A 24379-nucleotide genomic window follows, 5' to 3' on the forward strand; every position below is an offset into this window, starting at 1 on the left:
AAATTATATAAAAACCAAAAAAGCTAAATTCACCTGAATGAACAAATTACTCTCAAATATCCACCAATCCATCAACTTTCGCCATCAAAGATGATACATGAAAAGACAATTTATTGCAAAGCTATTAATTCTTTCAAAATTAACGTCATTTTAGGTTCCGCTTTCTCCGCAACACTGACAATTTCCTGCAAGGAAACGGGTTTAAGATCCTCGTGAAAACCTTCATCCGTAACAACAGAAATCGCAAATACCGGAAGCGCCATATGATTAGCGACAATTACTTCTGGAACGGTACTCATACCGACCACATCGCCACCGATCAGACGCATATAGCGATATTCCGCTTTTGTTTCCAGATTTGGACCTGCAGAGGAAACATAAACAACTTTTCGTGCATTAATATCATGCTTTGCTGCGATCTCAAGAGCCTGTACGATCATTTCTCGGTTATAAGCCTCACTCATATCGGGAAATCGAGAACCAAACTCGGATAGATTTTGCCCGCGAAGTGGGTTATCGGGCAATAAATTGATATGGTCTTCAATAATACCAAGATCACCTTTTTTTACCTCAGGATTTAAGGACCCTGCGGCATTGGAAACAAACAATTTTTGTACCCCTAAAACTTTCATGATACGGATCGGAAATGTAATCTGCTGCATATCGTAACCTTCATAATAATGCAACCGCCCCTGCATAGCGACCACATTGCGGCCACTCAGTTTTCCAAAAATGAGCTTACCAGAATGAAATTCAACAGTTGAAATAGGGAAATTTGGTATATTGGAATACATTAGCTGATACTTGACTTCAATTTCATCAACCAACTTACCTAAACCAGTACCTAGGATGATACCGAATTCTGGAGTAAAATCTCCAATTTTTCTACGGATAAATTCCGTAGTCTCATTTATGCTATGATACATACGTACAGAAAACTAAGTATATCAAACTTAACTTAATTTTTCTGTACGTACAAATCAAAATCAATACTTGTATTTACATCTTCTCACCAATGGAGAAATTTTTTATAGCTGAAAAATACTAGTGATGAGATAACGCTTTTTCATTTGCTTTACCTGGAGAACTGATCAAAAGCATTAAAAACGTGATAAAACCATTAATAATGATCAAGTCCAATCCGATAACATACGGTGTATACACCTCAATAACATAGGTTTTCAGCAAAAATAAGACAGTAGGCGAAAGCACACAGATATAAGGTACAGCCTTATCCCGCACGGCATATTTTGTGAATATTCCGAAAACGAATAAACCCAATAAAGGCCCGTAAGTATAACTCGCCGCAGTAAAGATTGCATTGACGACCGAGTCATCATTGATCAGCTTAAAGACCAGAATAACCAATAGCATCACAATGGAAAAACCAAAATGCACATAATTACGCTGCTTGATCAGCGCTGGATCATTGGGATTTTCTTTTTTATTGAAATTTAGAAAGTCCACACAGAAAGATGTCGTTAGGGCAGTTAACGCACTATCCGTCGTTGCAAAAGTAGCCGCGGTCAACCCCATCATAAAGATGATTGCAGGAACAATAGCCAGGTGGTTTAATGCAATTTCCGGGTACAAATAATCGCGTGTTGCTAATTGAGTCACATCAATTCCATTTTTAGCCGCATAGATATACAGCAAAGCACCGACAGCTAAAAAGAAAATATTGATGACCACAAAAACACTTGTAAAAGTAATCATATTCTTTTGAGCTTCTTTAATGGTCCCCATCGATAAGTTCTTCTGCATCAGATCCTGATCTAGCCCCGTCATTGCAATGGTCACAAAAATCCCTCCCAAGAATTGTTTCCAAAAATTAGCTTTACTACCGACAAAATCATCCCAGAAAAAGATCTTCGAATAACTACTTTCTTTTACAGCCTCGAAAGTATCGACGATACCAAAATCTAATCCTTTGGCCATAAAATAGATAGAGAGAATTACTGCGGTCACTAAAAAGGTAGTCTGTAGGGTATCTGTCACAATAATCGTCTTTAAACCGCCCTTATTTGTATACATCCAGATTAACACCAAACATATAACGACCGTAATCGCGAAAGGCACATTCCAGGCATCAAAAATAAAATGCTGCAATACGATTGCGACCAGATAAAGACGAAACGCCGAACCGATCGTACGGGAAACCAAAAAAATAGCAGCACCGGTCTTGTACGTGGTGTGCCCAAAACGTTCTTCCAAATACGTATAAATGGAAGTCAAGTTCATTCTATAATAGAGCGGAAGCAATACATAGGCAATAATGACAAAACCAACGGCGTTCCCAAGAACAAATTGAAAATAGCTAAATTCAGACGCACCGACTGCGCCGGGAACCGAGATAAAAGTTACGCCGGAGAGCGCGGTACCGATCATCCCAAAGGCGACCATATACCATTTAGAGTTCCGGTTTGCGACAAAAAAGGTAGAGTTATCGGAAGCTCCCTTCGAGGTAAAGTGAGCTACAGCAAGCAGAACTGCAAAATAGATTATTATAAAGGATAATAATATTACTGGTGACATAGTTTGTTTTTAAAATAGGTGATTTTAATAGGTTATGCTCAATGGGTATCCTGATAAGCTTCGATTGCCTGTCTCACATTACCAAATTGCTCAAGTAAAGCCGCAGCTTCTTCTTCAAGCGCCCCGGTCTGATCCATAATGATACGTACACCACGACCGACCAGCTTATGGTTTGACAATTGCATATCGACCATCTTGTTCCCCTTTACCCTACCCAATTGGATCATCACTGCGGTACTGAACATATTTAACACAAGTTTCTGTGCTGTACCCGATTTCATTCGCGTAGACCCGGTAACAAATTCTGGCCCAACAATAACTTCAACCGGATACTGCGCTATTTCCGCAATCGGAGAGCCCCCGTTACAGACAATACATCCCGTCACAAGCCCTTTCTCGTTTGCCGTTTTCAATCCGCCGATAACATAAGGGGTGGTTCCAGAAGCCGCAATGCCGATAACAACATCGTTTTCATCAATATCATACGCTTCCATATCTTTCCAGGCTTGCTCCAGATCATCTTCTGCAAATTCAACTGCTTTTCTAATTGCAGTATCACCACCGGCAATCAACCCAATGATCCATTCAAATGGAACGCCGTAAGTCGGAGGTAATTCAGAAGCATCCAACACACCCAAACGGCCACTTGTGCCAGCGCCGATATAAAAAGTTCGACCACCAGCCTTCATTTTCTCCACAGTGACTTTGACCAATGCCTCAATCTGAGGGATAGCTTGCTCTACCGCAAGTGGCACAGATTTATCTTCATTATTGATATTTGTCAACAACTCATGCACAGACATCTTGTCCAAATCCTGATAATTCGAATCTTTCTCCGTTGTATTTACCATTATTAGTATATATTGTATTTCTTTATTTCAATAAATCGGGCACATCCACAAGTTGATACCCTTTTCCCTTTAATATGCTAATGATATCATCCAAATGATGATACAGCTTATCTTTCCGCCGATCATCGGTTCCCATGTGAATCAATATCAGAAATCCATTGAGCCCATATCGAGCTTCGTGAGACCAAAGATTGTCGAGAATCGCTGTCGACGATAAATAACGAGCCCCCATTTCAGGATAGGTATAATCGGCCGCAGTCCGTATTCCTGGTGTATAATTAACCGAATTCAGACCAACCGCTTTTGCCCAATCGACTGTTTCACTATTATACCATTCATAAGAAGGAATATAATAGGACAAGTGCTCTCTTTTGACGCCCGCGCCTTCCAGTGCTTTCAGGTTTGCTTTAAGATCAGCGACAAAAGAGTCACGTTTGACCAAAAGCACCTCCCTACTCCCCCAGTCACTCACCAGAATATGTTTATCCGAATGCCCCGAAATCCAATGGCCATCGCTTAACATCTGACGGACATACGGCTTAAAACCTGGAGTTCTGAGATAATCGCCTGTCAGGAAAAAAGAGCCTTTAACGCCATTATGCTTTAGACTTGCTAATACCTCAGCAGTACCCTCAGATAAATCATGACCGGTAAACACCAGAGCCACCTGCCGTTTTGTCGAGTCGCCCCGGACAATAGCTCCAAAAACATCCCTTGTTACTTTTTTCCGGTAGGCTCCTCCATAGCCTTACCCTCCTTTGAAGCCAACAGATAAATCAACGAAGCGGTACCATCCATTGTCGGCTCATTCGTACTATAATCTCCGTAGTCGTCATGATAGACCGCCAGATCACTTTGAAACTCCGCATAGCTATCCGGATTATTCAACTTGATACCAATCAGATTGCGATACGTGGATGCCATAATAGGGCCATCAACCAACCCGCCGTCGATCGGATGCTTTCCAAGAAAGGTAAACGCCGAATGCGGATCGACAGGTGTATCGCCTCCAGCCGGAAGACCATATACCATACTCGTGCCCCAAGGGTTCGCCCCGAATAACCAGTCAAAATTAGCTTGGGCTAGCTCATCAAAATGTGCATCTCCCGTCAATTCTTTATACCAGAGACACTGGATCGCAAAGGATACCGTTAAGTTGTTGCTACACCAAATAAAGGGAACTCCCCGAAAAAAAGCGTTTTTCTCAGCTCTCCGATTGACTTGCTCAATCCCCTGTTTATAATAGGAAACAATCTCCTCGCGATCTTGTCCTTTTAATCCTTTTGCCAACTCATAATGCCCAAGATTGATAAAAGGATACCACTGATAATGTGCAGCAGTATCGCTAACCATCCAAGGTGTAATCTTTTCTTGCCGGGCGTAGCGTAAGGCTTCTCGTGCAAACTTTTCTTTTTTTGTCATCGAAAAACCCATTGCAGCGGCCAACTGCATATCGTCTACCCAATTATCTTCGGCATAAATATAGGGCGATTTCACAGAAACTGTCTGTGTCACGCCTGGTTTTATATTGGCATAAGCATAGGCTGTTTCCGATTTCTTCGAAAGCAGCGTTGCATATTTCCGATCCTCTTTGTCAAACAACATCGCCCCCAGGCGAAAAGCACTACTAAATTTACCAGCAGTAGAGCTTGTCCCGGTTGTATTGTTCATAAACTTGCCACGCTGCTGTGGCTCGCCATCGATAAAATACACCGGTCTCTCAAATCCACGACCATAATAAGGATCTTCCTTTGGCATCCGCATGCTGGCATGATCCCGGTCATCACCAATCTGATTGTACATTTGGTTGGCCTTGGGATGCATTTTCAACAGCCAATCCAAGCCCCATTTTGCTTCATCGAGCACATCGGCCCGACCATTTTTTCCATCAAGACCATTTGCTTGCTTTAGATCACCAAACACCTTTGGAAAATCGCGGTAAGCCGCTAACAGATGAAATGTCGCATTTGCTGACGTTGTCGCATATTGCAAATAATCAGAAGCATCATGCCAACCGCCCCCCGCATCGATACGGGAGCTATCGGGAATGCCAACCTTTCCTGCATACAGCGCAAAGCCATCGTGTATATGGCAGCTATCGTTAAGAAAAGGGTTGAACAATGTCCGTTGTTGCCGCATATAACGCAGTACAAAATCTGCCGCTCCTTTATAAACGTCCCGAGCGATTCGGAATGTTGGAGACTTCACATCTCCGGCCTGAACAAAAAAGCGTCCTGTATCCTGCATGGAAGAGAAATCAAAACGAAAGCTCTGAACAAAAGGACCATAAGCCCCATAATCTTTTCCAACAGGATGTACATAGACTGTTTTACCCGTTTGTGCGTTTTTAATTTCAAAAGAACGAAGCTGCCTGATTGATTTCCCACCCCATACCGCGACCTTCTTGCCCGCTGGAGTATAGCCCAATTGGTTTATTCTAATCCAAGCATTTTGCTGTGCTTTCGCAAAGTTACAAACAAAACATGCAAAAACAAGCAAAAAAGCTTGACGTAAATTTAAGAAGTTTAGACATTTTTTTATCATATCAAGGCATTTATTTTCAAAAAGACCATTTCAATCGATTGCTTAAAACTGTAATGAAACTATTTTGCCATCCATCGTACTCGCTATCACGGTATTTCTCCCATTTAGTGCAACGGGATTAACCATTCCATTGGATATTTTATATTGCCATACTACCGCGCCTGTTTTTGCGTCAACTCCAGATAGCAAACCCGAATGACTCGGCACAAAGACCAACTTGCCATTGGATATAATTGCAGAAGGTGTCAATTCGTAAGGCAATTTAAGTTTGGACTTCCAGGCAACATCCATACGATCACCAGCAACCGAAATACCTAAAAGATCCCCATCCATCGTCTTCACATAAACCAATTTATGATCTGCAGCCAACCCCATAGACTCGCGCACCCGAATGGTATCTTTCTTTTCCCGCCAGATGACCGCACCGTTCTTCGCATCCAGTGCTGTCATAAAACGATCCGGTGCAACTACAAAAACACGATTGTTTACCCCCACCGGATTGCATGCCGCAGCAGAAAACATCCGATTGGCCTGTCCATTATTCCACTCCCACGAAAGCTTACCCGTTTTGGCATCCAAAGCATAGAATCCATTGCTCCAGGAACCAAAAATTACATTCCCCAAATAATACGTTGGCAGCGTCGATACAAATCCTTTGACCTGGTCAAAACTCCACTTTACAGCTCCCGTCTTGATGTCCAGCGCTCTAAACTTACCATCCGAGCCACCGATAAAAGCTACGCCATCATGTAGCAAGGGGGAACCCAAAACCGCCTTCTCAGTCTCCACCTTCCACAACAACTTGCCATTACGGGCATCTACCGCATAAATTGCATGATCCGATGATCCCGCCACGACAATCCCTTTCCACACAGCAGGCGTAGAATAAACTTTACCACCGGTACGGTATGCCCATAGCTTTTTGCCAGTTTTTAAGTCAAGCGCAAAGATATCGCCCGCGGTATTTGATGTGATCACGCTGTTTTTGTAAACGGCTAGTCCCGCCCCGATATCGCTGGCGTCTTCAAACGTCCAATTGACTTTAACCTGGCCCGCATATTTTGCATTCACAGCATAACTTGGTCTCGGGTAGCTTATCGTTTCATTTTCATAATGATGGTCGAACATTGGAACAACAACCCAAGGTTTCTCCTGCGTTCCTACACCGGGATTACGCTCTTGATAACTGGCTTTGCTATCGGCGATGGTCACAATATTATAACCCCCAATCGCTTTATTCGCACGCAGATTAGACCGTCCCATCACCCCCGGAATTCCTTCCCAATCGTATAATTTATTGGCATGACCATGCCCACAAAGCGCCAATTGGACATTCCGCGTTTTAACTCTTTTCAGTGCATCAAACCAGTTATTTAACGATGAATCCTGTGGATAATGATTAATATAGATCAATGGTAGCTGTTTATCCGGATTCGCTGCAAAAATGGAATCCATCCAAACCAGGTTTTCCCGAGGAATTTGACCAGGACTCATGCGCATATTGGGTCCTGAATTGGTTCCAATGAATGCGTAGCCTTTATGCTTAAAGAAAAAGGTCTCGCCACCAAAAACGGTGCGAAACGTGTTGGCTCCATTTTCTGACCAATTGCCATCGTGATTTCCCGGAATCACGTACCAAGGCAGCTGCAAACTATCTAAGATTCGCTTCGCAAGCTTTAACTCATGATCAGCACCAAACTCGGTGATATCTCCGGAGACTATAACAAAATCAATATCTTTCAATGTATTCAGGTCCTTTACAGTACGTCGCAAATCCTCCTCACCTGTTGCACCACCGACATGCGTGTCTGTTACGTGGGCAAATTTGAAGGACTGCTGTGCTATCGCAACGTTAAAAACGCAGGATAATGCAATAAAAAAGGTGATAATTGGAAACCTCATGCGTAATGTTTTCTTAAAAATAGCGTTTTTATGCATAAAACAGAAATGATATTGCATTTTTATGCATCTTCATGTAAATCAAAATTCATTATGTATTAAAAAGCCTTTCTGAAATTCAGAAAGGCCTTTTAATACAATGCTATCTATTGCCAGCCTGGCGTCTGTGTTAAGATATAGCCCAAATTTGCATATTGTTGAATCTGATTCAGTCCAACAGGAGCCAAGTACGACCGATCGGTAAAACTTACCCTGTTTGCAAATTTCGGAACAACGTAATATCCCACCATAGCATCGGCGTTTTTACCATTGTAGGTGATTGTATTTCCTGCTGCGTCACGGACTTTCAAAACACCTTCGTAAGCTTTTGTCAAACGATTTGGAAGGTCCTTTTTGATATTTACCCAGGGACCCAGTGAATAATCGACATTGCGTGAAAAGTTCATATAATCCAATTTTTTCCAGCGACGGATATCATTCAATCGCGCATACTCATATACAAATTCCATTCTTCGTTCACGTCTGATTTCCCACATCAACGGCGATACATCCGCATCGCGGCTTGGATCGTTCGGCAGGGAATTTAATGTCAAAGGTGCCGTTTTCTTTACCCCTTTAGCTATGGCATCTGCGTCTAGCGGCCTATTCCGTACCGCATTGATTGATTTATCCAAATCACCTTGGGTAACAGCTGCTCCACCAAAAAACTCCGCAAGAATCTGCCTTGCCTCAATCCAATTCAACACAACCTCACCAAGACGCACAATCGGAGCATCATTTGTATTTGTATTACTACTCCATTTTGCTGGATAAGTTTTTCCAATATACGTCAAGGCTTCTCTAGCAGCAAATTTATGACCGTAAGCAAATGTTGATGAAGCTGTATTAACGGTATCCATCAACGAAGCTTCAAACTGTGGGTCTCTCGTTCTCGCCAAAGATTTCATCGAAAAGTCCGATGCATTTGTAAGCGCTGAGTTTTGCCAAACCTTTCCATCGTTACAGATAAAAGATTTCAACAAATCCAAGTTAACGCCCTTCTGCCCTTCAGTACCATTGCTGTAAGAACCTACGGCGTGCGTTACTTTCAAGGCATCATTATAAGTTCTGAAGAAAATTACCTCTGGATTGCTTGAAAGATCTTCAGATGCAAACAGGCTTTTAAAATCACTTCCAAAAGACCACTTCCCACTATTCATGACAACTTCGGACGCTTTAACCGCAAGCGCGAGATACTTTTTCGCACGATCTTGATCCAAGCCATGGTATTTTTCCCAGGAACCTTCAAACAACATGAGGTTAGAAATAAGTGCCGCTGCTGCATATTTATTTACATAACCTTTTCCGTCATCAGCACGCATATTATCAAGCACATACTCAAAATCTGTATAGACTTTATCCATAACCTCCCCGCGCTTGGTACGTTCCTTATACATTGTAGCCTGATCCATCGGATCAACTTCAACATCAAAATAAGGCACATCACCAAACACAGAAACTAACCTACTATATTCGTAGCCTCTAAAAAAACGAGCTACTGCAGTCCAGTGCTTATACTCAGCCTCTGACAATTTTGACTTGGCCTTTGTTTCAATCCTGGTCAACATCACATTAGCCTTTCTAACCCAGTAAAAATTCCAGGTCGGCCCTGAGTAGGTCGTCAACATATCAGGTGTCACCGTACTCGCACCTCTACTCGTCGGAACAACTGACTCAAAGCCACCTTGCGTTCCTTCAGAAGTAAAGTCATCTGCATAGTTATATCCCACTAAGGGAGCATAGGCCGTACCATAAAAAGTATTATAGCCAACAAAATAATTTAAATAAAAATCATTTGCATACAAACGAACATCAGCTTCATTTCTCCAAAAGTTTTCATCGATTACTTTAGTTTGATCAGGCCTATCCAGCACATCCTTACTACAGCCTACCCCCAATAACATGGCGGAAAGCATGATAGATCCAATTTTTATTCTATTTAATTTCATCTGTCAAATTCGTTTAAAAGTTTAACTGAACACCAAATGAGGCACTCTTAAATGTTGGTGTTCCAACACCTGTACGTCCACCGTTGTAATTCGTTTCATTAAAAATCGAGAAGCCTTCCACCTCTTCCGGATCAATCGGTAAGCCACGAAGCTTATCCCAAGTGAAGAAATTCTCCAACGAAACATAAACACGTAAGTTATTTATCTTAGCTCGTTGCACGATATGCTGAGGAATTGTATACCCCACAGTTAGGTTCTTAATTCTCAAATACGACATATCCAACAGATAGCGGGACTGAACTTGCATATTATTGACATTCGCACTACCGCCGTTGTTGAATGCAGCCGGATAGAATGCTCCTTGATTATCTTTCGTCCAGTAATCGTTTACAAAGCTTGCAGGCATTGCTCCATCTGAAGTGTTAAATCCTGGAATCGCCAAGAATCCTGCTCCCCAAACTTTACGTTGCCCCACACCTTGGAAAAATGCTGAAACATCGAAGCCTTTCCAATCAGCACCAAATCTAAAGCCATACTGATAACGAGGCGTCGAATTACCAATGATCTTCATATCGCCAGGATTATCGATCGTACCGTCACCATTATCGATCTCGCCGTCACCATTCAAATCTTTGAATTTAACATCCCCAGGACCAAAATAGAAATTAGTTGAATTTTGGAATCGTGGCTGATAGACAGGCTTTTCACCATTCGGCCCCTCTTTCAAGAGATAGACGTTATCTGTACTTCCATAATATTTGGTCATATCTGCATTTGGTTTTACCAACTGCGGATTGTTATTTCCATCCAATACAAAATCATTGTATTGGTACAGACGGTCTGTCTCATACCCCCAAATATCACCATATACCCGACCATTATAATTCACACCGGTAGTGCGTAATGACGTATAGCCACTAAAAACAGATTTAGAGTCATCCAAATTAGCCCTAAAATTAATACCCAATCCATTCTCAAATCGGTGATTAAAATCGATGGCCAATTCGAAGCCTTTGGTCGTCAAGGTACCGAAGTTACCCCAAGGCGCCGCAGAACCCAAGGTCAGTGTTGTTCCTTCCAAAGGAGCAAACATATTTTTGGTCTTCTTCTGATACCAGTCAAACGTCAAACCTAATTTATTCTTGAAGAATCTGGCATCCGCACCGAAATCCAGGGTTTCCAGATCTTCCCACGTAACGTTTGGCCAATTCAGTTTTGGCGTACCCACAGAATTCAACAATGCGCCATTGACGATGTAATTAATCTGACCCGCGTCCATGTTTGAAACATAAAGATCAGAAGGTACCGTTTGATTTCCGATAACACCCCATGAACCTCTAAACTTCAACTGATTTAATGTAGCCCTTGACCAGTCCATGAATTTTTCTTCTGAAACTACCCAGCCTGCTGAAAAAGATGGAAACCATCGCCATTTCAAATCTGTTGGAAACTTGGAGGAACCATCATAACGGATATTACCTTCAAATAGATACTTATTCTTATACGCATAGTTCACACGGCCAAAATACCCTAATTGAGATTCCCAATACTCACCACCGCTACCCGTAATTTGGCCCACAGCCAAATCAAACTGAGGATTTGTGATATCCAATAAATCAGCACGCTGTGTCCAATGGTAAGAACCATCGTTTGTTACTCTATTTAAACCAAGGATAAATTTAAAGTTATGATCATCATTCAAGTCGAGTTCATACGTTGTAAATGCATTGACAGTATGCTTATGTTCATTTTGTGAACGCATATAGATATGATCTTGCGCAGAACCATTCGCTGTATACATATCATTGGAAAGATCATAAGCTAAAGTTGCATCAGCATCTCCCTTATTGACAACAGCTCCTTCTTTATTGACATAAACTGGATTTCCTTGTGCATCAAACCGTTGTTTGGCTGCTACCCAAGAATTGGCTGCTGTATATCTCGTCCCGTTTTTACGCCAGCTATAATCCTCATTGGTAAATGTATAGTCTACATCTACTTTCCAATTCTTCATTATATTAACTGTAGCACCAGCGCTTAAATTAATATAATTGCGAAGCATGGAAGCTTGGTTTGCCGCCTCATTTTCACTCCATGGACTTCTGATTGGGTTGTTATTTTCGTCATAGCCCATTGGATAAAGGGAGCTCCAGCGATACATGTACAACCATGGATCGGCCGTTGTTGAGTTTGTCGCATAAGGATAGATCTTGTTCCGTTGTGCAAACATCGCTCCACCCCTAATAGTCACATATTTATTCAGTTCGGTATTCAGTCTTAATGCAGCATTATACCGTTTAAACTTATCCGAATCGCCTGCCTTTAACATACCGCTTTGGTTTAACGAACCAAATGAAGCTGTATATTGTGTCTTCTTAATGGTACCATTTAAAGACAAGTTATGTGTTTGTGTGGGAGCCCACTCGCGCACCATATAATCATATGGATCATACGTTCTAACACCGTACTTTTTCGTCGGCGACCCCGGATCTACATACCAGTCTCTGCCATATACCGTTGGATCATCTTTCCCGATTGAAGATCCATATTTTTTATCCCACTCCACTGCGCGTTCATAACTTTCTCTATTTACTTTATAGAAAGCACCCGTTTCGGTTCCGCCAACTCTTTCTAATGCGTCAATGGTATATTTCAAGGCATTAACACGTCCCATTTCCAACTTTTTATATGGATTTTGGAATGAGAAGTTATTAGAATAATTTACGGTAACCTTTTCCGCACTTCCACCTGTTTTCGTCTTAATCAATACGACACCAAAAGCAGCTTTCGCACCATAGATGGACGAAGAGGCAGCATCTTTTAATACAGTGATCGACTCAACATCATCCGGATTTACATATTGGATACTCGGGATTTCCACATTATCCACCAAGATCAATGGACTACTATTCCCTTGAATGGAAGATATTGCACCACGAATACGCATGGTAGGATCAGATCCAACCTCACCACTCGGTACAGTAACACTAAATCCTGGCGTCGTCCCTTGAATTGCCCGGCCGACATCGGCGATCGGACGACTCTGTAGATTCTCCTTCACATTGATCGATGAAACCGCACCAGTTAGGTTACCTTTTTTCTGGGTACCGTAACCGACAACGACCACTTCGTCCAACGCTTGATTATCGTCCGCTAATGTTACATCAAGCGTAGCTGAAGTAACGGCAACCTCCTTCGTCACGTATCCTACAGACGAAAAACGCAACTTGCTCCCCACGGCAGCTGTAATTTTAAAATGCCCCTGAGCATCAGTCTTAGTTGACGCAGTACCGCCAATCACAGACACGCTTACCCCAGAGACTGGACCTTTTCCATCCTTTACAGTACCTTGCACCGTATTTTGAAACGCATTTTTTGCAGAAGAACTCAGAAAAGCGCTTGCTAAATTGTCGCGATTCAAAGCACCTTCTTTTTTTGCAAAAGAATAGGATTCAGAAGGAAAACTCAATCCAAGAGCAACAGAAAATAGTACAAATTTTCGCATTGATTATAGAGTTTTAAAATAAATGATTCTAGTTAATATTGTTAGTTATTGCTATTCGAAATCGGTATAAAGCAGATACTTTTTACGCATTTGCTTATAGGCTTTCAAGTCCTCAGACCAAGAAGCACGAATCTGAGCTTCAGATTGTCCGGAAAGGATTTGCTTACGTAATTGGTCTGTCCCCGCAAGCTTATCAAAAAATTCAGGCCGCGCGAAGAAAGTGGATTTATCAGGTGTCTTTTGATAAAAGTCCAACAGATATTTTAAGGTAAATTTTTGATGATCAGCATCCAGACCGCGCAAATCAACACCATAATTGACTGTTCCTTTGCCCTCCACATGTTTGGACATACCGTGACGTTCGCCCGGTGTAAAAGTAAAGGAGCCATAGACCGGATTTGTATAACCTAATACCTGGAACGGCCAATCCGTACCCCGACCTACCGAAATATCCGTACCTTCAAAAAGACATAATGAAAGGTACAACCGAACAGAAAGATAATTTGGCAGACTTGGCGATGGGATGACCGGCAGCTCATACCTACTGTTATGATTCCAATTTTTGACCTGTACAATCGTTACATCGGCCTGGCGGCCATGCTCAAGCCACCGCTCTCCATTGATCATCTGCGCCAGCTCGCCGATTGTTAAACCATGGATCATGGCTATTTTATGCCAGGAAACATCTGATTTAAACTTATCATCATGCCTTACAGGTCCATCCACCTGGTCGCCATTTGGATTTGGACGATCCAGTACAATTAATTTTTTATTATGCTTTGCACATAATTCCATTACACGGTGCAAAGAAGTGATGTATGTATAAAAGCGTGCCCCAACGTCCTGCAGGTCGAAAATCATCACATCAATGGAATTGACGATAGAATCTTGTTTCTTATTACCTCCATATAATGTAAACAGCGGCAAACCCGTCTTTTGATCAACATCATTCCCAAACTTCTCACCACGTTCAACGTTCCCGCGGAAACCATGTTCAGGCGCAAAGGCAAACTTCAAATCAACCTTATTATCGATCAAGACATCGACAAGATGTTTTTTATCAGCCCCTACAATGGAAGTTTGATTTCCCATTATTCCCACTTTCTTACCTTTTAGTTGTGGTAAATACAGCGTAAGTTGATCTGCACCCGGAATAACAACTTGGCTCGTTACCCGGCCGGTCATGCTGTTTACTGCGGTTTTGCTCGCTTGCGTAGACTTCAACGAATTCCCACAGGAAACCCAAGCAACAACAGAAATTAAAAAGGATAGCTTTAATAAGGCATTTTTCATCATAAATAGACTCTTAGATCATGCACAAATTGCAGTTTTATGCACGAATAATTGAAAATCAGAATAAAAGTAAGTAGAACTTTTCGTTTTTAAAACTTAAAGCAACATAAAAACGCAAAAGAAAGTAAGTATTCACTTACAAATTACTTCTGTAACAGGAATTAAACCGCAATATATTAGTTGAGACTGAAAGCAAAAATACATTACAATAAATTGAAATACAGTCGATTACAATAAATCAGACGATTAAAAAGAAAAATAAGTAAGTGTGCAGAGCACACGCTCACGTAACAAATCAAATACAATTAACATTTTATTAACAATGCAGCAAAATACAGCAAACCAGCAAAATATATTGCAAAACGATCACCAATTGCACACTTATTACTTATTCCTGTAGGAAAACGCAATTTACCTGCAGAACGAAATTCTTCGATTAGGCATGATTTAAGGTAGGGGGTTCAATTTCAGATCGACAAGCTGCTTTCTTAGCTCATGCATAAATTTATCTCCCGGATCATCTTTACCCGTGATGTAATTGGGATCAGTTTCTTTCCACCAGCTTGTTTTCTTAAAACGTTGGTACTCATGGTGACCTAAAACAAATTCGATGGGATATTTCTTACTGAGGTAACGGATAAGCTCTTCATTGGCTTTCAATTGTGCATCAGTCAGTGGATTCTGACGACTACCTATATTTTCTATCCCTATTGCACAATAGTTGAGACCTATGGTATGCCGTGCAAAAATAGAATCTGGTAAAAACTGATAAATCGTACCGTCACGATCGATGACAAATTGCGAAGATACATTCAAGGCACTTGCCTTGGTCAGTTCCGGACGACCCGGAAGCCGCGTAGGATTGAATGTATTAAAGGTCGCTTTCACGCTGTTATTCGCCGTCCAATGCACTACCACCATTTTAGGATGGATAACCGGAGTCGACTGCGATAGACCGTGCCGATTTTTGAGGTACTCCAATGAAAGTTGAATACGGTCCTTATCCCAGGTAATCGGTTTTTGAATAATTTTGGGTGATTGTGCAAAAAGCACAAATGGTATAAAAAGAAGAAGGAAATTAATACAATATTTCATAACAAAAAACAAACTAGATAAAGAAAGCCGCAGTTGCGGCTTTCAAATTTAAAATTATTCTTTGGTATCCCACCAAACCGGGAATGACCAGATATCGTCATTTAACGCATTCGGATGAGATGCTTTTAAATTATCGGAATTGTAGTTGATCTCATGCGAAACCTGACGTACTCTTCTGAACTGCTTTCCTTGCGGTATTTTAGTTTGTGCTGCTGCGGTCACCGTGTACTCATAGGGAACTGACCAACCGGGATAGACTGAACTGCTAAAATCATAGCGACGCATATCATTCCAGTTTTGCTGTGAAAACGAAAGTGCGATAAATTTTTGCGTCATAATTTTAGCCAATGTAATATCTCCCGCCGTACCAATGCCATTGTTTAGAAAATTATCGATCTTGGCCTGGGTCATTGGCGATTTGCTCGGACTGGCGTCTGCATAAGAACCCAGCTTTATATTCATTAAGTCAATATGTGCTTTAATTCCCTCTTTATAGGCATTGAACGCACCTGCTTTATCTCCCTTATTAAATAAGACCTCAGCTTTAATAAAGCACATTTCGGGGTATGCAACCAGATGGGTAGGCGCATCGGGACGCGAATAAAATGTACCTGAAGCAGCCACGGTACCATCTTTCCATCTATAGGTATCTGACACATCGCTGTCATATCCCTTGGAACTACTTTTAATGGATACATAAACGGTATCTCCCCAACGTGCTGTATTGGCACTGTTAATATACCAGGAGTGTGGGTTTACCGTACGGCCATTACTCTGAATAGCCACATCTTTATCATTATAAGAGGACGCTATAGGCCCGGAGTTCATGCGGATAGTAGACTGCATATCTACTCCCTTGGAACGGATCATCTTTTTGGGATAACCGTATTCTGCCCAAGGCAATAATTTGTCTGCCCGCGGATCCTCTATGCCTTTATTGTCAAAATTGGTTAATAAATTCTCATACCATTTCGTAACCAAAGTATTGGTATTCATACCCGCATTATTAAAAACGATAGAGGTTTTTACAGGATCTGCAAATAGGATATCCCCGATATTATCAGTCGCATCATCCATATGGGCTATCACTGTGCTTTCTCCCACCGAAGTGGCAGCCTTATTTAACGCCGCCAATACATCATCCGGTTTGTACAAAGCGCTCTTTTTCGATAGGTTATTCAACCATCGCGCTTTTAAGCCATAACACATCTTCAGCCACTTACTTACATCGCCACCATTCCAGCTGTCGCCGGCTGACAAGGGGGCAGCAGTGCCAGGCTGTGTCATATTAAAGTATTCAATTGCCTTATCAATATCAGCAAGACAACCCTCGAAAATCACTTTTCCACCATCAAATTTTGGCGTTATGATGGTACCCAAGGCCTCCGTGTAAGGCATCTCACCATACCAATCCGTCATTAGCATAAAACCCATGGCACGGATAGCATGCAATGCACCAAGATAATGATAAGCCTTATCGGCCGTAGCCTTATCTTCCATATCCTTAAAATTTGCCCCTGCACCGACAAAGAAAAACTGATAAGGTGTGGTCGACATACCTGCCGCAGGGTTCCAGCCAGCAATCATACTGTTTGATGCAGTACCGTTGACAAATGTCAGTTGCTGTGTCACAAACCCCGCCCGTGTCCCCGCTGTCCCTTGTGCATACATGTAATAATGCTGTATCCAAGCCAAACGACTCTGAACCGAAGCCACGGTGCTGGATGGCGTATTCGGGTCTATATTGATATCCAACCAATTCTTACTACAGGACGAAAATAAAGTTAGAACCAACAGAAATGAGACTATTCTCTTATATTTATTCATGACTTTTCTATCTTAAAATCTAAAATTTAAACCAAACATAACACCGGCTGTACTTGGCACACCGTTGTAATCAATACCTACCGAACTAGATCCCGTTACACCAGATCCGGCAGCGGAGGCCTCCGGATCAAGCCCTTTGTAGTTGGTCAACAACCAAAGATTAGTACCAGTCAAAGTAGCTGTAAGACCTTTTACCACTTTAGAAACACCGGCATTCTTCAGGACACCGTCCGAAAAGTTGTAGGACATCGAGATATTCCGCAAGCGCAACCAGTTTGTTTTCACCATAAAGTTCGCACTTTCACGGGCGTAGAAATCACTCCAATAATCTTGGATAATCTTCCGTCCGCTTGTTGACACACCTTTAATCGTGTACATCTGGTCGGCCAAGAAAGTGAATGTTTTGTTTTCGTACACCGGAGCGTCGTTTGTTCCGCCGTTACGGATGGCTCCGTCCAAAATCAGCTGATCACGATCTTCGGTTCGCTTGCTCATTCCATTAATCGTCATTGCATAATCTGTACCATTATAGATATCGCCACCTATACGGAAATCAAACAGGAAGGACAGATTAAAATTTTTATAAGTCAAGCTGTTATTGAATCCACCTGTCAGCTTAGGCTCACGGTTTCCGATATTATATGTCGTCTGGTTGTCACTTGTTGGCATACCCGTATTAGCGTCCAAAACAACTTTTCCATCAGGTGTACGGGTCCATTGCGAACCTGAGATCCCCATAAAGTTTCCTCCGTTAAAGGATGCGGCTTTCGCATTCCCTACCTGCACGTCTGTGACATACAAAATATTGACCCCTGCGAGCAAGTTATCTACTGTCCCTTTGTTTCTGGACATGTTTAACGTAGATTCCCAAACAAAGTCGTTTTTCACAATCGGCTTACCAGTTAAGGACAACTCCATTCCTTTATTGTAGATATCGCCACCGTTGACTGAGATGAAAATATATCCTGTCGATTGTCCTAAACGTGGAGACAGAATCTGGTTATAGGAATTATTGGTATAGTAGGCATAATCCACGCCCAATCGCCCCTTAAAAAAGCGCAATTCAGCACCGACTTCAAACGAACCTGTTGTTTCAGGTTTCAAAAACGGATTACCTTTCTGCCAGTTATTTCCCGCGCCTACAATTCCACCTAAATATTCAACAGGCTTCCAAAGGTAGGTATTGGTTACATACGGATTTGCGTCCTTACCCACGCGCGCCCAGGAAGCTCTCAGCTTTCCAAAATCCAACCAGTCTGGGCGACTGTCTTTCATGAGTTCGGTAAACACAAAGCTACCACCAACAGAAGGATAAAAATAAGACCTATTGTCTACTGGTAACGTTGAGGTCCAGTCATTTCTTCCCGTAACATTCAAAAACAACATATTTTTATACGAAGCTCTTAACTCACCGTACAAACCAAAAAGACGTTTTTTTGTATTGTTTACTGCGAACTGTTTATTCGCTGCCGCTATATTTTCGAAGCTGTAAAAATTATCTACCTCAAAATGATAGCCCATACGGCGGTTTGTTGTCGTCTTGGTTTGTTCCGAGAAAAATCCCACTAAAGCGCCTAAATCAAAATCACCTACCTTTTTATTGAAATTGGACATGATGTTGGAAGACCAATAGTTGTATTTGAAATCACTTTCCGACATCATACCTTTTTGCCAAGGTTTCTTAATTGCACCACCTTCACCGATAATAGTTGAGTTTTTAGTCAGATAACTATCCATCCCGACACGATAGGTGAGGCTCCACCAATCGAAGATGGGCATACTTGCATTGATACTACCTGTAATACGCTCGGTGTTATCGCCCAAAATATTTTTATTGATTGTCCAGTATGGATTTTCGACATCAGATTCTAGCGGCTGGCGGCCTTCAAACATCCGATACTTCGACCCGTCATCGTTGAGGTATTTCTTCATATTATCACTTCTTGACCAGCTGTACAGGGACTCCATCGCTCCTGTGCCACCTGATCCCCATAACCCCGCAGAAGTTAGGGTTTTATCTGTATTTGCCAGCGAATACCCCACATTAGCGCCCACCGTCAGTTTACCAAATTTTTGATCCCCATTAAAGCGGAACGTGGTTTTATCAAAGCTTGTATTAGGTACGATACCCTTTTGATCAAAGCGGGAACCAGACAGATAGAATGATCCATTTTTATTTCCGCCGGATAAATTAACGGTATTGTCAAATACCGTCGAATGCTGGAAGAAATCTTTCACGTTGTTATAAACAACATCATTACTTCCAAATTTTTCACCCCAGGATTGCGTGGTATAATCATCCAGTACACCCGCACTGTTATAATAGCCACGTTTGTATTTTCCTTGCTGCTCTGGCAAGCGATTCACCCAGTTATTTGAAAATCTACTTGAAAAACCAATCTCCGTACGCCCTTCTTGTCCCTTTTTCGTCGTAATGATAATAGCTCCCGCAGCAGCTCTTGACCCGTATAAGGCTGCCGCAGCCGGACCTTTCAACACCGACACATTGTCGATATCTTCGGGATTAATATCCATCACCCGGTTACTGTTAGAGGTTGCTGTTGCTTGAGCGCCATCGAAGGCACTATTTCCGCCAATAACCGTAGAGTTATCGTAGATCACACCGTCTACAACAAACAAGGGCTGGTTGTCGCGCTCAAGAGAAGTTCCGCCGCGAAGAATAATCTGCGCTCCGGCACCGGCAGAACCCGAAGCCTGTGTTACATTAACCCCTGCAATCTTCCCTGCCAGTGAATTGACCACGTTAGCCGTCTTATTCTTCATCAACTCATCCGATTTTATATCCTGAACAGCATAGCCAAGCGCCTTTTTTTCCTTCTTAATTCCCATAGCCGTCACAACCACCTCTTCAAGGGCCTCCTCACTGCCAGAAAGCGTAACATTGATCGTTGCATTTGTCCCAACCAGTTGTTGTCTTTCCTGAGAACCCACGGCTCTGAAAATCAAAATATCGCCTGGCTCCGCATTGATGGTGAAACTTCCATCAGGCTTAGTTTGTGTACTGACAGATTTACCTTTGATGCTTACGGTTACATTAGGCATTGTACCACCATCAGAAGCATTCGTCACTTTACCCGTTACAGTTTTGGTCTGTGCCCATAAACTGGTTGACAGCATCACCCCTGAACAGAATAAGAGAAATTTTTTATTCATGGTTTTTAGTTAGTTGTTAATAATTTTCCATAACGGGCGGTTCCAACCCTAAGTTTATATCAATTACTACACAATAGTATGAAAAGCTTCCTATTTTTGCAAGCTTATGCGTAATTATTTGAAAAAGAAATAACAATAAACACATTAACGCACAATCTGACAGCAAAAAAACCATTAATCCCTATAAAAACAGATACAAAAACGCACAGCACAGCAAAATAAAAACCAAAACATCTTATAAAAGCATTTAGCAAGACCTTTTCACCGAATTTGATAACAGAAAACAAACATTAGCACAACAAAACCACCAATAGCATGCAGCATCCAACACATAACAGCGTGCTTATGCAAAGGAATGTTCGATTTACACCGCCATTTTAGACTAATTATTAGCTATTGTATTCGGAGATTACTCGGTGCTTCTTCGGTACTTGTTCGGTGCTCGTTCGGTGCTTCTTCGGTTGGAACCGAATAAAGTCCGACTAAATTCCGATTAAGATTCGTTGTAAATCCGAAAAAAGGTTGAATCTACTATTGATCAATACCTATTTATTTTGTAACTTAAAGAAAAATCAATCGCAATTAACTTAATATTATGGCAGTCATTAAAAACGGTGCCAATGGCACGCTTTCGGGCAAAGCAGGATCAGTAGTATTTGTTACCAATGGAAATACAACCTATGCAAGGGGCTTACCTAAGAAAAGCAGAAAAAAACCTTCTGCAGATCAAATTCAATCAAGGTCGCGTTTCTCCCTCATCCAAAAATTTATTTCCCCAATGCTAGATTTAATACGGGTCGGATTTAAAAATTATAACCCCGAGAAGAAAGCATATGGCAATGCGATGTCTTACAACCTCAATAATGCCGTAGAAAAAACGGCAACTGGCTATGTCATCAATTTTGAAAACTTTCGCGTGAGTAAAGGAATCCCCAATCCCATTTCCACCCATACATTTCAGGTAGATGAAGAGACAGGAACATTTACACTCACCTGGGAATATGATGCAGATACTGCATCACAACATAACATCAGCTCGAGTAATTGCCGTTTGCTGCTATACAATCCCGATGAGTGCGCTTTCACAAATGAAAGCATGAATCCTCTTACGCATAAAACACAGACAGCTATCCTATCCCGACAGCAAACCGTCGGCAACTATCATGTCTATGTATTTTTCTACAAAACAGACGGAAGCGATGAATGCACAGACAGTAAATATCTAGGGACATTTGAATGGTAAGAAAGGGAAGAAGGCCTAGGAGCTCAGACTGATCTTCACATCAAAATGCTGCTTGATATAGGCCTGCTGCTCCGCAGAATCTGTCTCCAGATCATGAATAGCACGGTCTCTTTCTTTGTCGACTTCCATCTTCACCACACAGCGGTAGAAACGAAATACATCTTTTTCGGTCTCCAATATTAACCTTGGCACCCGGGCGGGCTTGCCTGTTTCATCTTTTGCCACCATCGTAAAATAAGAGGAATTACAATGCTTGGTTTCGCCCGTCTGAATATTCATGGCTTCGACCCGAATACCGACTTCCATAGAAGAGTTACCTACATAATTCACAGAAGCGATCAATGTCACCAATTCGCCCACCTCAATAGGCTTCAAAAAATCAACTTTGCCAACGGAGGCCGTCACACAATAATGTGCAGAAAATTTAGATGCCACAGCAAATGCGATCTGATCCATCAAAGATAAAATATAACCGCCGTGAATTTTACCGCCAAAATTAGCATTGGAGGGCAACATCAGCTGTGACATCCGAATCACAGATTCGCTTACCGTTTTATAGATTTCTTCCATACCTATAAATTTACTTTGGATAGATTACAATTCAAAACAAAACCTGAATGAATCACATGGACTGACGTACACGCGCCAACAGAAGGTTCGTCCTGACCATTACCGATAGATAATGATACAAAAAAGGGATATCCAAAATTCAGATATCCCTTTTTTACGCGTTGATGAAACAACAGCTCGTTATTTTATCTTCTCTGCAGCATAAGGACCTTCGTTGCTCAAACGGTCAACAGCCTTTACCGCAACATACTGCAGTTTTTTGTTGTTCAATGTCGTTGGGATGTCCTTACCTGTAACCCCAGGCTCCAATATTTCATATTGCCATACGCCACCGTAGTTGAGATACAATACCCATTTTGCAACCTGATCAATTTGCTGGTGCTGCCATTTCACAAAAGTAGTACCACCCTGTGGAGTTACCAGCAAAGTAGGTTTCAACAAAGGATTTGCATTTAACCAAGGACTTGTTGGTACCAATGCTTTCACCTGATAAGGCCCATTCACCAAAGCTTGTGTCATGGCCGGGTTTTTGGTAAGCCCTGCCAGACTCCAGTGGATCACCCCTTCTCGGTTATCAGGCAATAGCGTACGTGCTGCCTCCACTTGATTAACAATTTCCTGAACATATTCCGGACCACGTCTGCCGACTGTATTGATACCTGGCCACAGGTGGCGTCCCAATGTATTCTCACTTTCCCACCATTTTAACAAAGCCGTATAGCTTTGTCTGGCTGGCTGTATAGGCCAATACAACTGGGGAGCAAAATAGTCTATCCAGCCTTTGTTCAACCATAATTTAGCATCTGCGTAAAGCATATCATACTGGCTAGATCCCTGGATTCCTGACGGATAACCCGGTTTCCAGATACCAAAAGGACTGATACCGAATTTTACAAAATTCTTCTCTTTCTTAATATCCTTATAAATCCGTTCGATAAAGGTATTCACACTATTTCTGCGGAAGTCTCCGCGTGATAGATCCCCGCCATTACGTTTGTATTCATTGTAACTATCCGAATCCGGGAAATCCTGTCCACCATTATATTCCGCGTAAGGATAGAAATAATCATCGAAATGTACGCCATCGATATCATAACGCTTGACAATATCCATAACCACACGTGCTGCGTGGTCCTGTGTAGATTGTTTGGAAGGATCAAACCAATAATAGCCCTGCTTCAATTTGACAACCGACTCAGGCATTTTACGTGCCATGGAAGCTGAAGTAACAGCACCGCCAGCAGTATGATGAGCACGGTAAGGGTTCAACCAAACATGCAGCTCAATTCCTCGTTTATGCGCCTGCTCAACCCAAAAATCAAGCGGGTCATAATAAGGGGAAGGCGCCTGTCCTTCTGTACCTGTCAAAAAATAAGACCAGGGTTCAAGATCACTTTTATAAAATGCATCGGCTGATGGACGCACCTGAAAAACAACAGCATTAAAATTATTGTTTTTCAAAAAATCCAAAATACCAATTGCTTCCTGTTGCTGCTCGGCGGTACTCAGGTTATTTTTGCTCGGCCAATTGATATTGGCAACAGAAGCCACCCAAGCGGCGCGAAACTCGCGCGGTAACACCGGAAGATCGACAACAATTTCCTTCTTCTTTTCTGCAGCCGGCTGTTCTTTTGTTTCAATTGTATTTTTCACCCGTTCGCGCTTGGGTACCGAAGGCGGATCTTTTTTTACAATTTCGACATTTGTAGTTGTGGTATTGACAGGCTCCTGTTTTTTATTTTTCTTGGATGAACAAGAAGATAAAACAAAAAGTGCTGTCGCTAAAAATAATAGGGAACGTTTCATCAAGCTATAGAATAGTGTTTTTTCAAAATAACGAACGAAGATACATATA

Annotated in this window: 15 protein-coding genes; 1 reads left to right on the plus strand and 14 read right to left on the minus strand. The window is 41.9% G+C overall.

What is annotated here, in order from left to right:
• Positions 1–110: 110 nt before the first annotated feature.
• The 12 genes from AAW12_RS05760 to AAW12_RS05810 form a co-directional block, all read right to left on the minus strand.
• Positions 111–926: a purine-nucleoside phosphorylase gene (locus AAW12_RS05760; protein WP_046672657.1), complete on the minus strand. Its 816-nt coding sequence runs from the start codon at positions 924–926 to the stop codon at positions 111–113.
• Positions 927–1044: 118 nt separating this feature from the next.
• Positions 1045–2535 (minus strand): sodium:solute symporter, encoded by a 1491-nt coding sequence (locus tag AAW12_RS05765; RefSeq protein WP_046672658.1) that lies wholly within the window; start codon positions 2533–2535, stop codon positions 1045–1047.
• Positions 2536–2573: 38 nt separating this feature from the next.
• Positions 2574–3386, minus strand: coding sequence for an N-acetylmuramic acid 6-phosphate etherase (gene murQ, locus AAW12_RS05770; protein ID WP_046672659.1), 813 nt, complete (start codon positions 3384–3386; stop codon positions 2574–2576).
• Positions 3387–3408: 22 nt separating this feature from the next.
• Positions 3409–4053, minus strand: coding sequence for a polysaccharide deacetylase family protein (locus tag AAW12_RS26615; protein WP_231585211.1), 645 nt, complete (start codon positions 4051–4053; stop codon positions 3409–3411).
• Between the two features lie 50 nt (positions 4054–4103).
• Positions 4104–5930: a glycoside hydrolase family 9 protein gene (locus AAW12_RS05775; protein ID WP_231585212.1), complete on the minus strand. Its 1827-nt coding sequence runs from the start codon at positions 5928–5930 to the stop codon at positions 4104–4106.
• A 42-nt stretch (positions 5931–5972) separates the two neighbouring features.
• Entirely contained in the window at positions 5973–7832 is a 1860-nt protein-coding gene (locus AAW12_RS05780; protein ID WP_046672660.1) for a PQQ-binding-like beta-propeller repeat protein, read from the minus strand.
• A 143-nt stretch (positions 7833–7975) separates the two neighbouring features.
• Positions 7976–9817, minus strand: a complete 1842-nt coding sequence (locus AAW12_RS05785) for a RagB/SusD family nutrient uptake outer membrane protein (RefSeq protein ID WP_046672661.1) — start codon at positions 9815–9817, stop codon at positions 7976–7978.
• A 13-nt stretch (positions 9818–9830) separates the two neighbouring features.
• Entirely contained in the window at positions 9831–13322 is a 3492-nt protein-coding gene (locus AAW12_RS05790) for a SusC/RagA family TonB-linked outer membrane protein (protein WP_046672662.1), read from the minus strand.
• Between the two features lie 51 nt (positions 13323–13373).
• Positions 13374–14618, minus strand: a complete 1245-nt coding sequence (locus AAW12_RS05795; RefSeq protein ID WP_231585213.1) for an exo-beta-N-acetylmuramidase NamZ domain-containing protein — start codon at positions 14616–14618, stop codon at positions 13374–13376.
• 444 nt (positions 14619–15062) lie between these two features.
• The gene (locus AAW12_RS05800) at positions 15063–15710 is read right to left on the minus strand and encodes an N-acetylmuramoyl-L-alanine amidase (RefSeq protein WP_046672663.1); all 648 of its coding nucleotides are present in this window, start codon (positions 15708–15710) and stop codon (positions 15063–15065) included.
• A 54-nt stretch (positions 15711–15764) separates the two neighbouring features.
• Positions 15765–17537 carry a SusD/RagB family nutrient-binding outer membrane lipoprotein gene (locus tag AAW12_RS05805; protein ID WP_046672664.1) on the minus strand — a complete coding sequence of 591 codons (1773 nt, stop codon included), beginning with the start codon at positions 17535–17537 and terminating at the stop codon, positions 15765–15767.
• 12 nt (positions 17538–17549) lie between these two features.
• The gene (locus AAW12_RS05810) at positions 17550–20711 is read right to left on the minus strand and encodes a SusC/RagA family TonB-linked outer membrane protein (RefSeq protein WP_046672665.1); all 3162 of its coding nucleotides are present in this window, start codon (positions 20709–20711) and stop codon (positions 17550–17552) included.
• A gap of 595 nt (positions 20712–21306) precedes the next feature.
• Between AAW12_RS05810 and AAW12_RS05815 the strand changes: the two genes are divergently transcribed.
• Positions 21307–21954, plus strand: coding sequence for a DUF6266 family protein (locus AAW12_RS05815; protein ID WP_046672666.1), 648 nt, complete (start codon positions 21307–21309; stop codon positions 21952–21954).
• 15 nt (positions 21955–21969) lie between these two features.
• Here the strand turns inward: AAW12_RS05815 and AAW12_RS05820 are convergent, their stop codons facing one another.
• On the minus strand, positions 21970–22524 hold the full coding sequence (locus AAW12_RS05820) for an acyl-CoA thioesterase (RefSeq protein ID WP_046672667.1): 555 nt from the start codon (positions 22522–22524) through the stop codon (positions 21970–21972).
• A 180-nt stretch (positions 22525–22704) separates the two neighbouring features.
• Positions 22705–24330 (minus strand): glycoside hydrolase family 10 protein, encoded by a 1626-nt coding sequence (locus AAW12_RS05825; RefSeq protein WP_046672668.1) that lies wholly within the window; start codon positions 24328–24330, stop codon positions 22705–22707.
• Positions 24331–24379: the final 49 nt, after the last annotated feature.

Origin of the sequence: Sphingobacterium sp. Ag1 (assembly GCF_000988325.1) — a bacterium.
Taxonomy (GTDB): domain Bacteria; phylum Bacteroidota; class Bacteroidia; order Sphingobacteriales; family Sphingobacteriaceae; genus Sphingobacterium.

Coding starts and splice junctions, on each gene's coding strand:
- AAW12_RS05800 (WP_046672663.1), bottom strand. CDS start 15,710: ATGAAATATTGTATTAATTTCCTTCTTCTTTTTATACCATTTGTGCTT.
- AAW12_RS05760 (WP_046672657.1), bottom strand. CDS start 926: ATGTATCATAGCATAAATGAGACTACGGAATTTATCCGTAGAAAAATT.
- AAW12_RS05815 (WP_046672666.1), top strand. CDS start 21,307: ATGGCAGTCATTAAAAACGGTGCCAATGGCACGCTTTCGGGCAAAGCA.
- AAW12_RS05790 (WP_046672662.1), bottom strand. CDS start 13,322: ATGCGAAAATTTGTACTATTTTCTGTTGCTCTTGGATTGAGTTTTCCT.
- AAW12_RS05805 (WP_046672664.1), bottom strand. CDS start 17,537: ATGAATAAATATAAGAGAATAGTCTCATTTCTGTTGGTTCTAACTTTA.
- AAW12_RS05825 (WP_046672668.1), bottom strand. CDS start 24,330: ATGAAACGTTCCCTATTATTTTTAGCGACAGCACTTTTTGTTTTATCT.
- AAW12_RS05810 (WP_046672665.1), bottom strand. CDS start 20,711: ATGAATAAAAAATTTCTCTTATTCTGTTCAGGGGTGATGCTGTCAACC.
- AAW12_RS05775 (WP_231585212.1), bottom strand. CDS start 5,930: ATGATAAAAAAATGTCTAAACTTCTTAAATTTACGTCAAGCTTTTTTG.
- AAW12_RS05785 (WP_046672661.1), bottom strand. CDS start 9,817: ATGAAATTAAATAGAATAAAAATTGGATCTATCATGCTTTCCGCCATG.
- murQ (WP_046672659.1), bottom strand. CDS start 3,386: ATGGTAAATACAACGGAGAAAGATTCGAATTATCAGGATTTGGACAAG.
- AAW12_RS05780 (WP_046672660.1), bottom strand. CDS start 7,832: ATGAGGTTTCCAATTATCACCTTTTTTATTGCATTATCCTGCGTTTTT.
- AAW12_RS05795 (WP_231585213.1), bottom strand. CDS start 14,618: ATGATGAAAAATGCCTTATTAAAGCTATCCTTTTTAATTTCTGTTGTT.
- AAW12_RS05765 (WP_046672658.1), bottom strand. CDS start 2,535: ATGTCACCAGTAATATTATTATCCTTTATAATAATCTATTTTGCAGTT.
- AAW12_RS05820 (WP_046672667.1), bottom strand. CDS start 22,524: ATGGAAGAAATCTATAAAACGGTAAGCGAATCTGTGATTCGGATGTCA.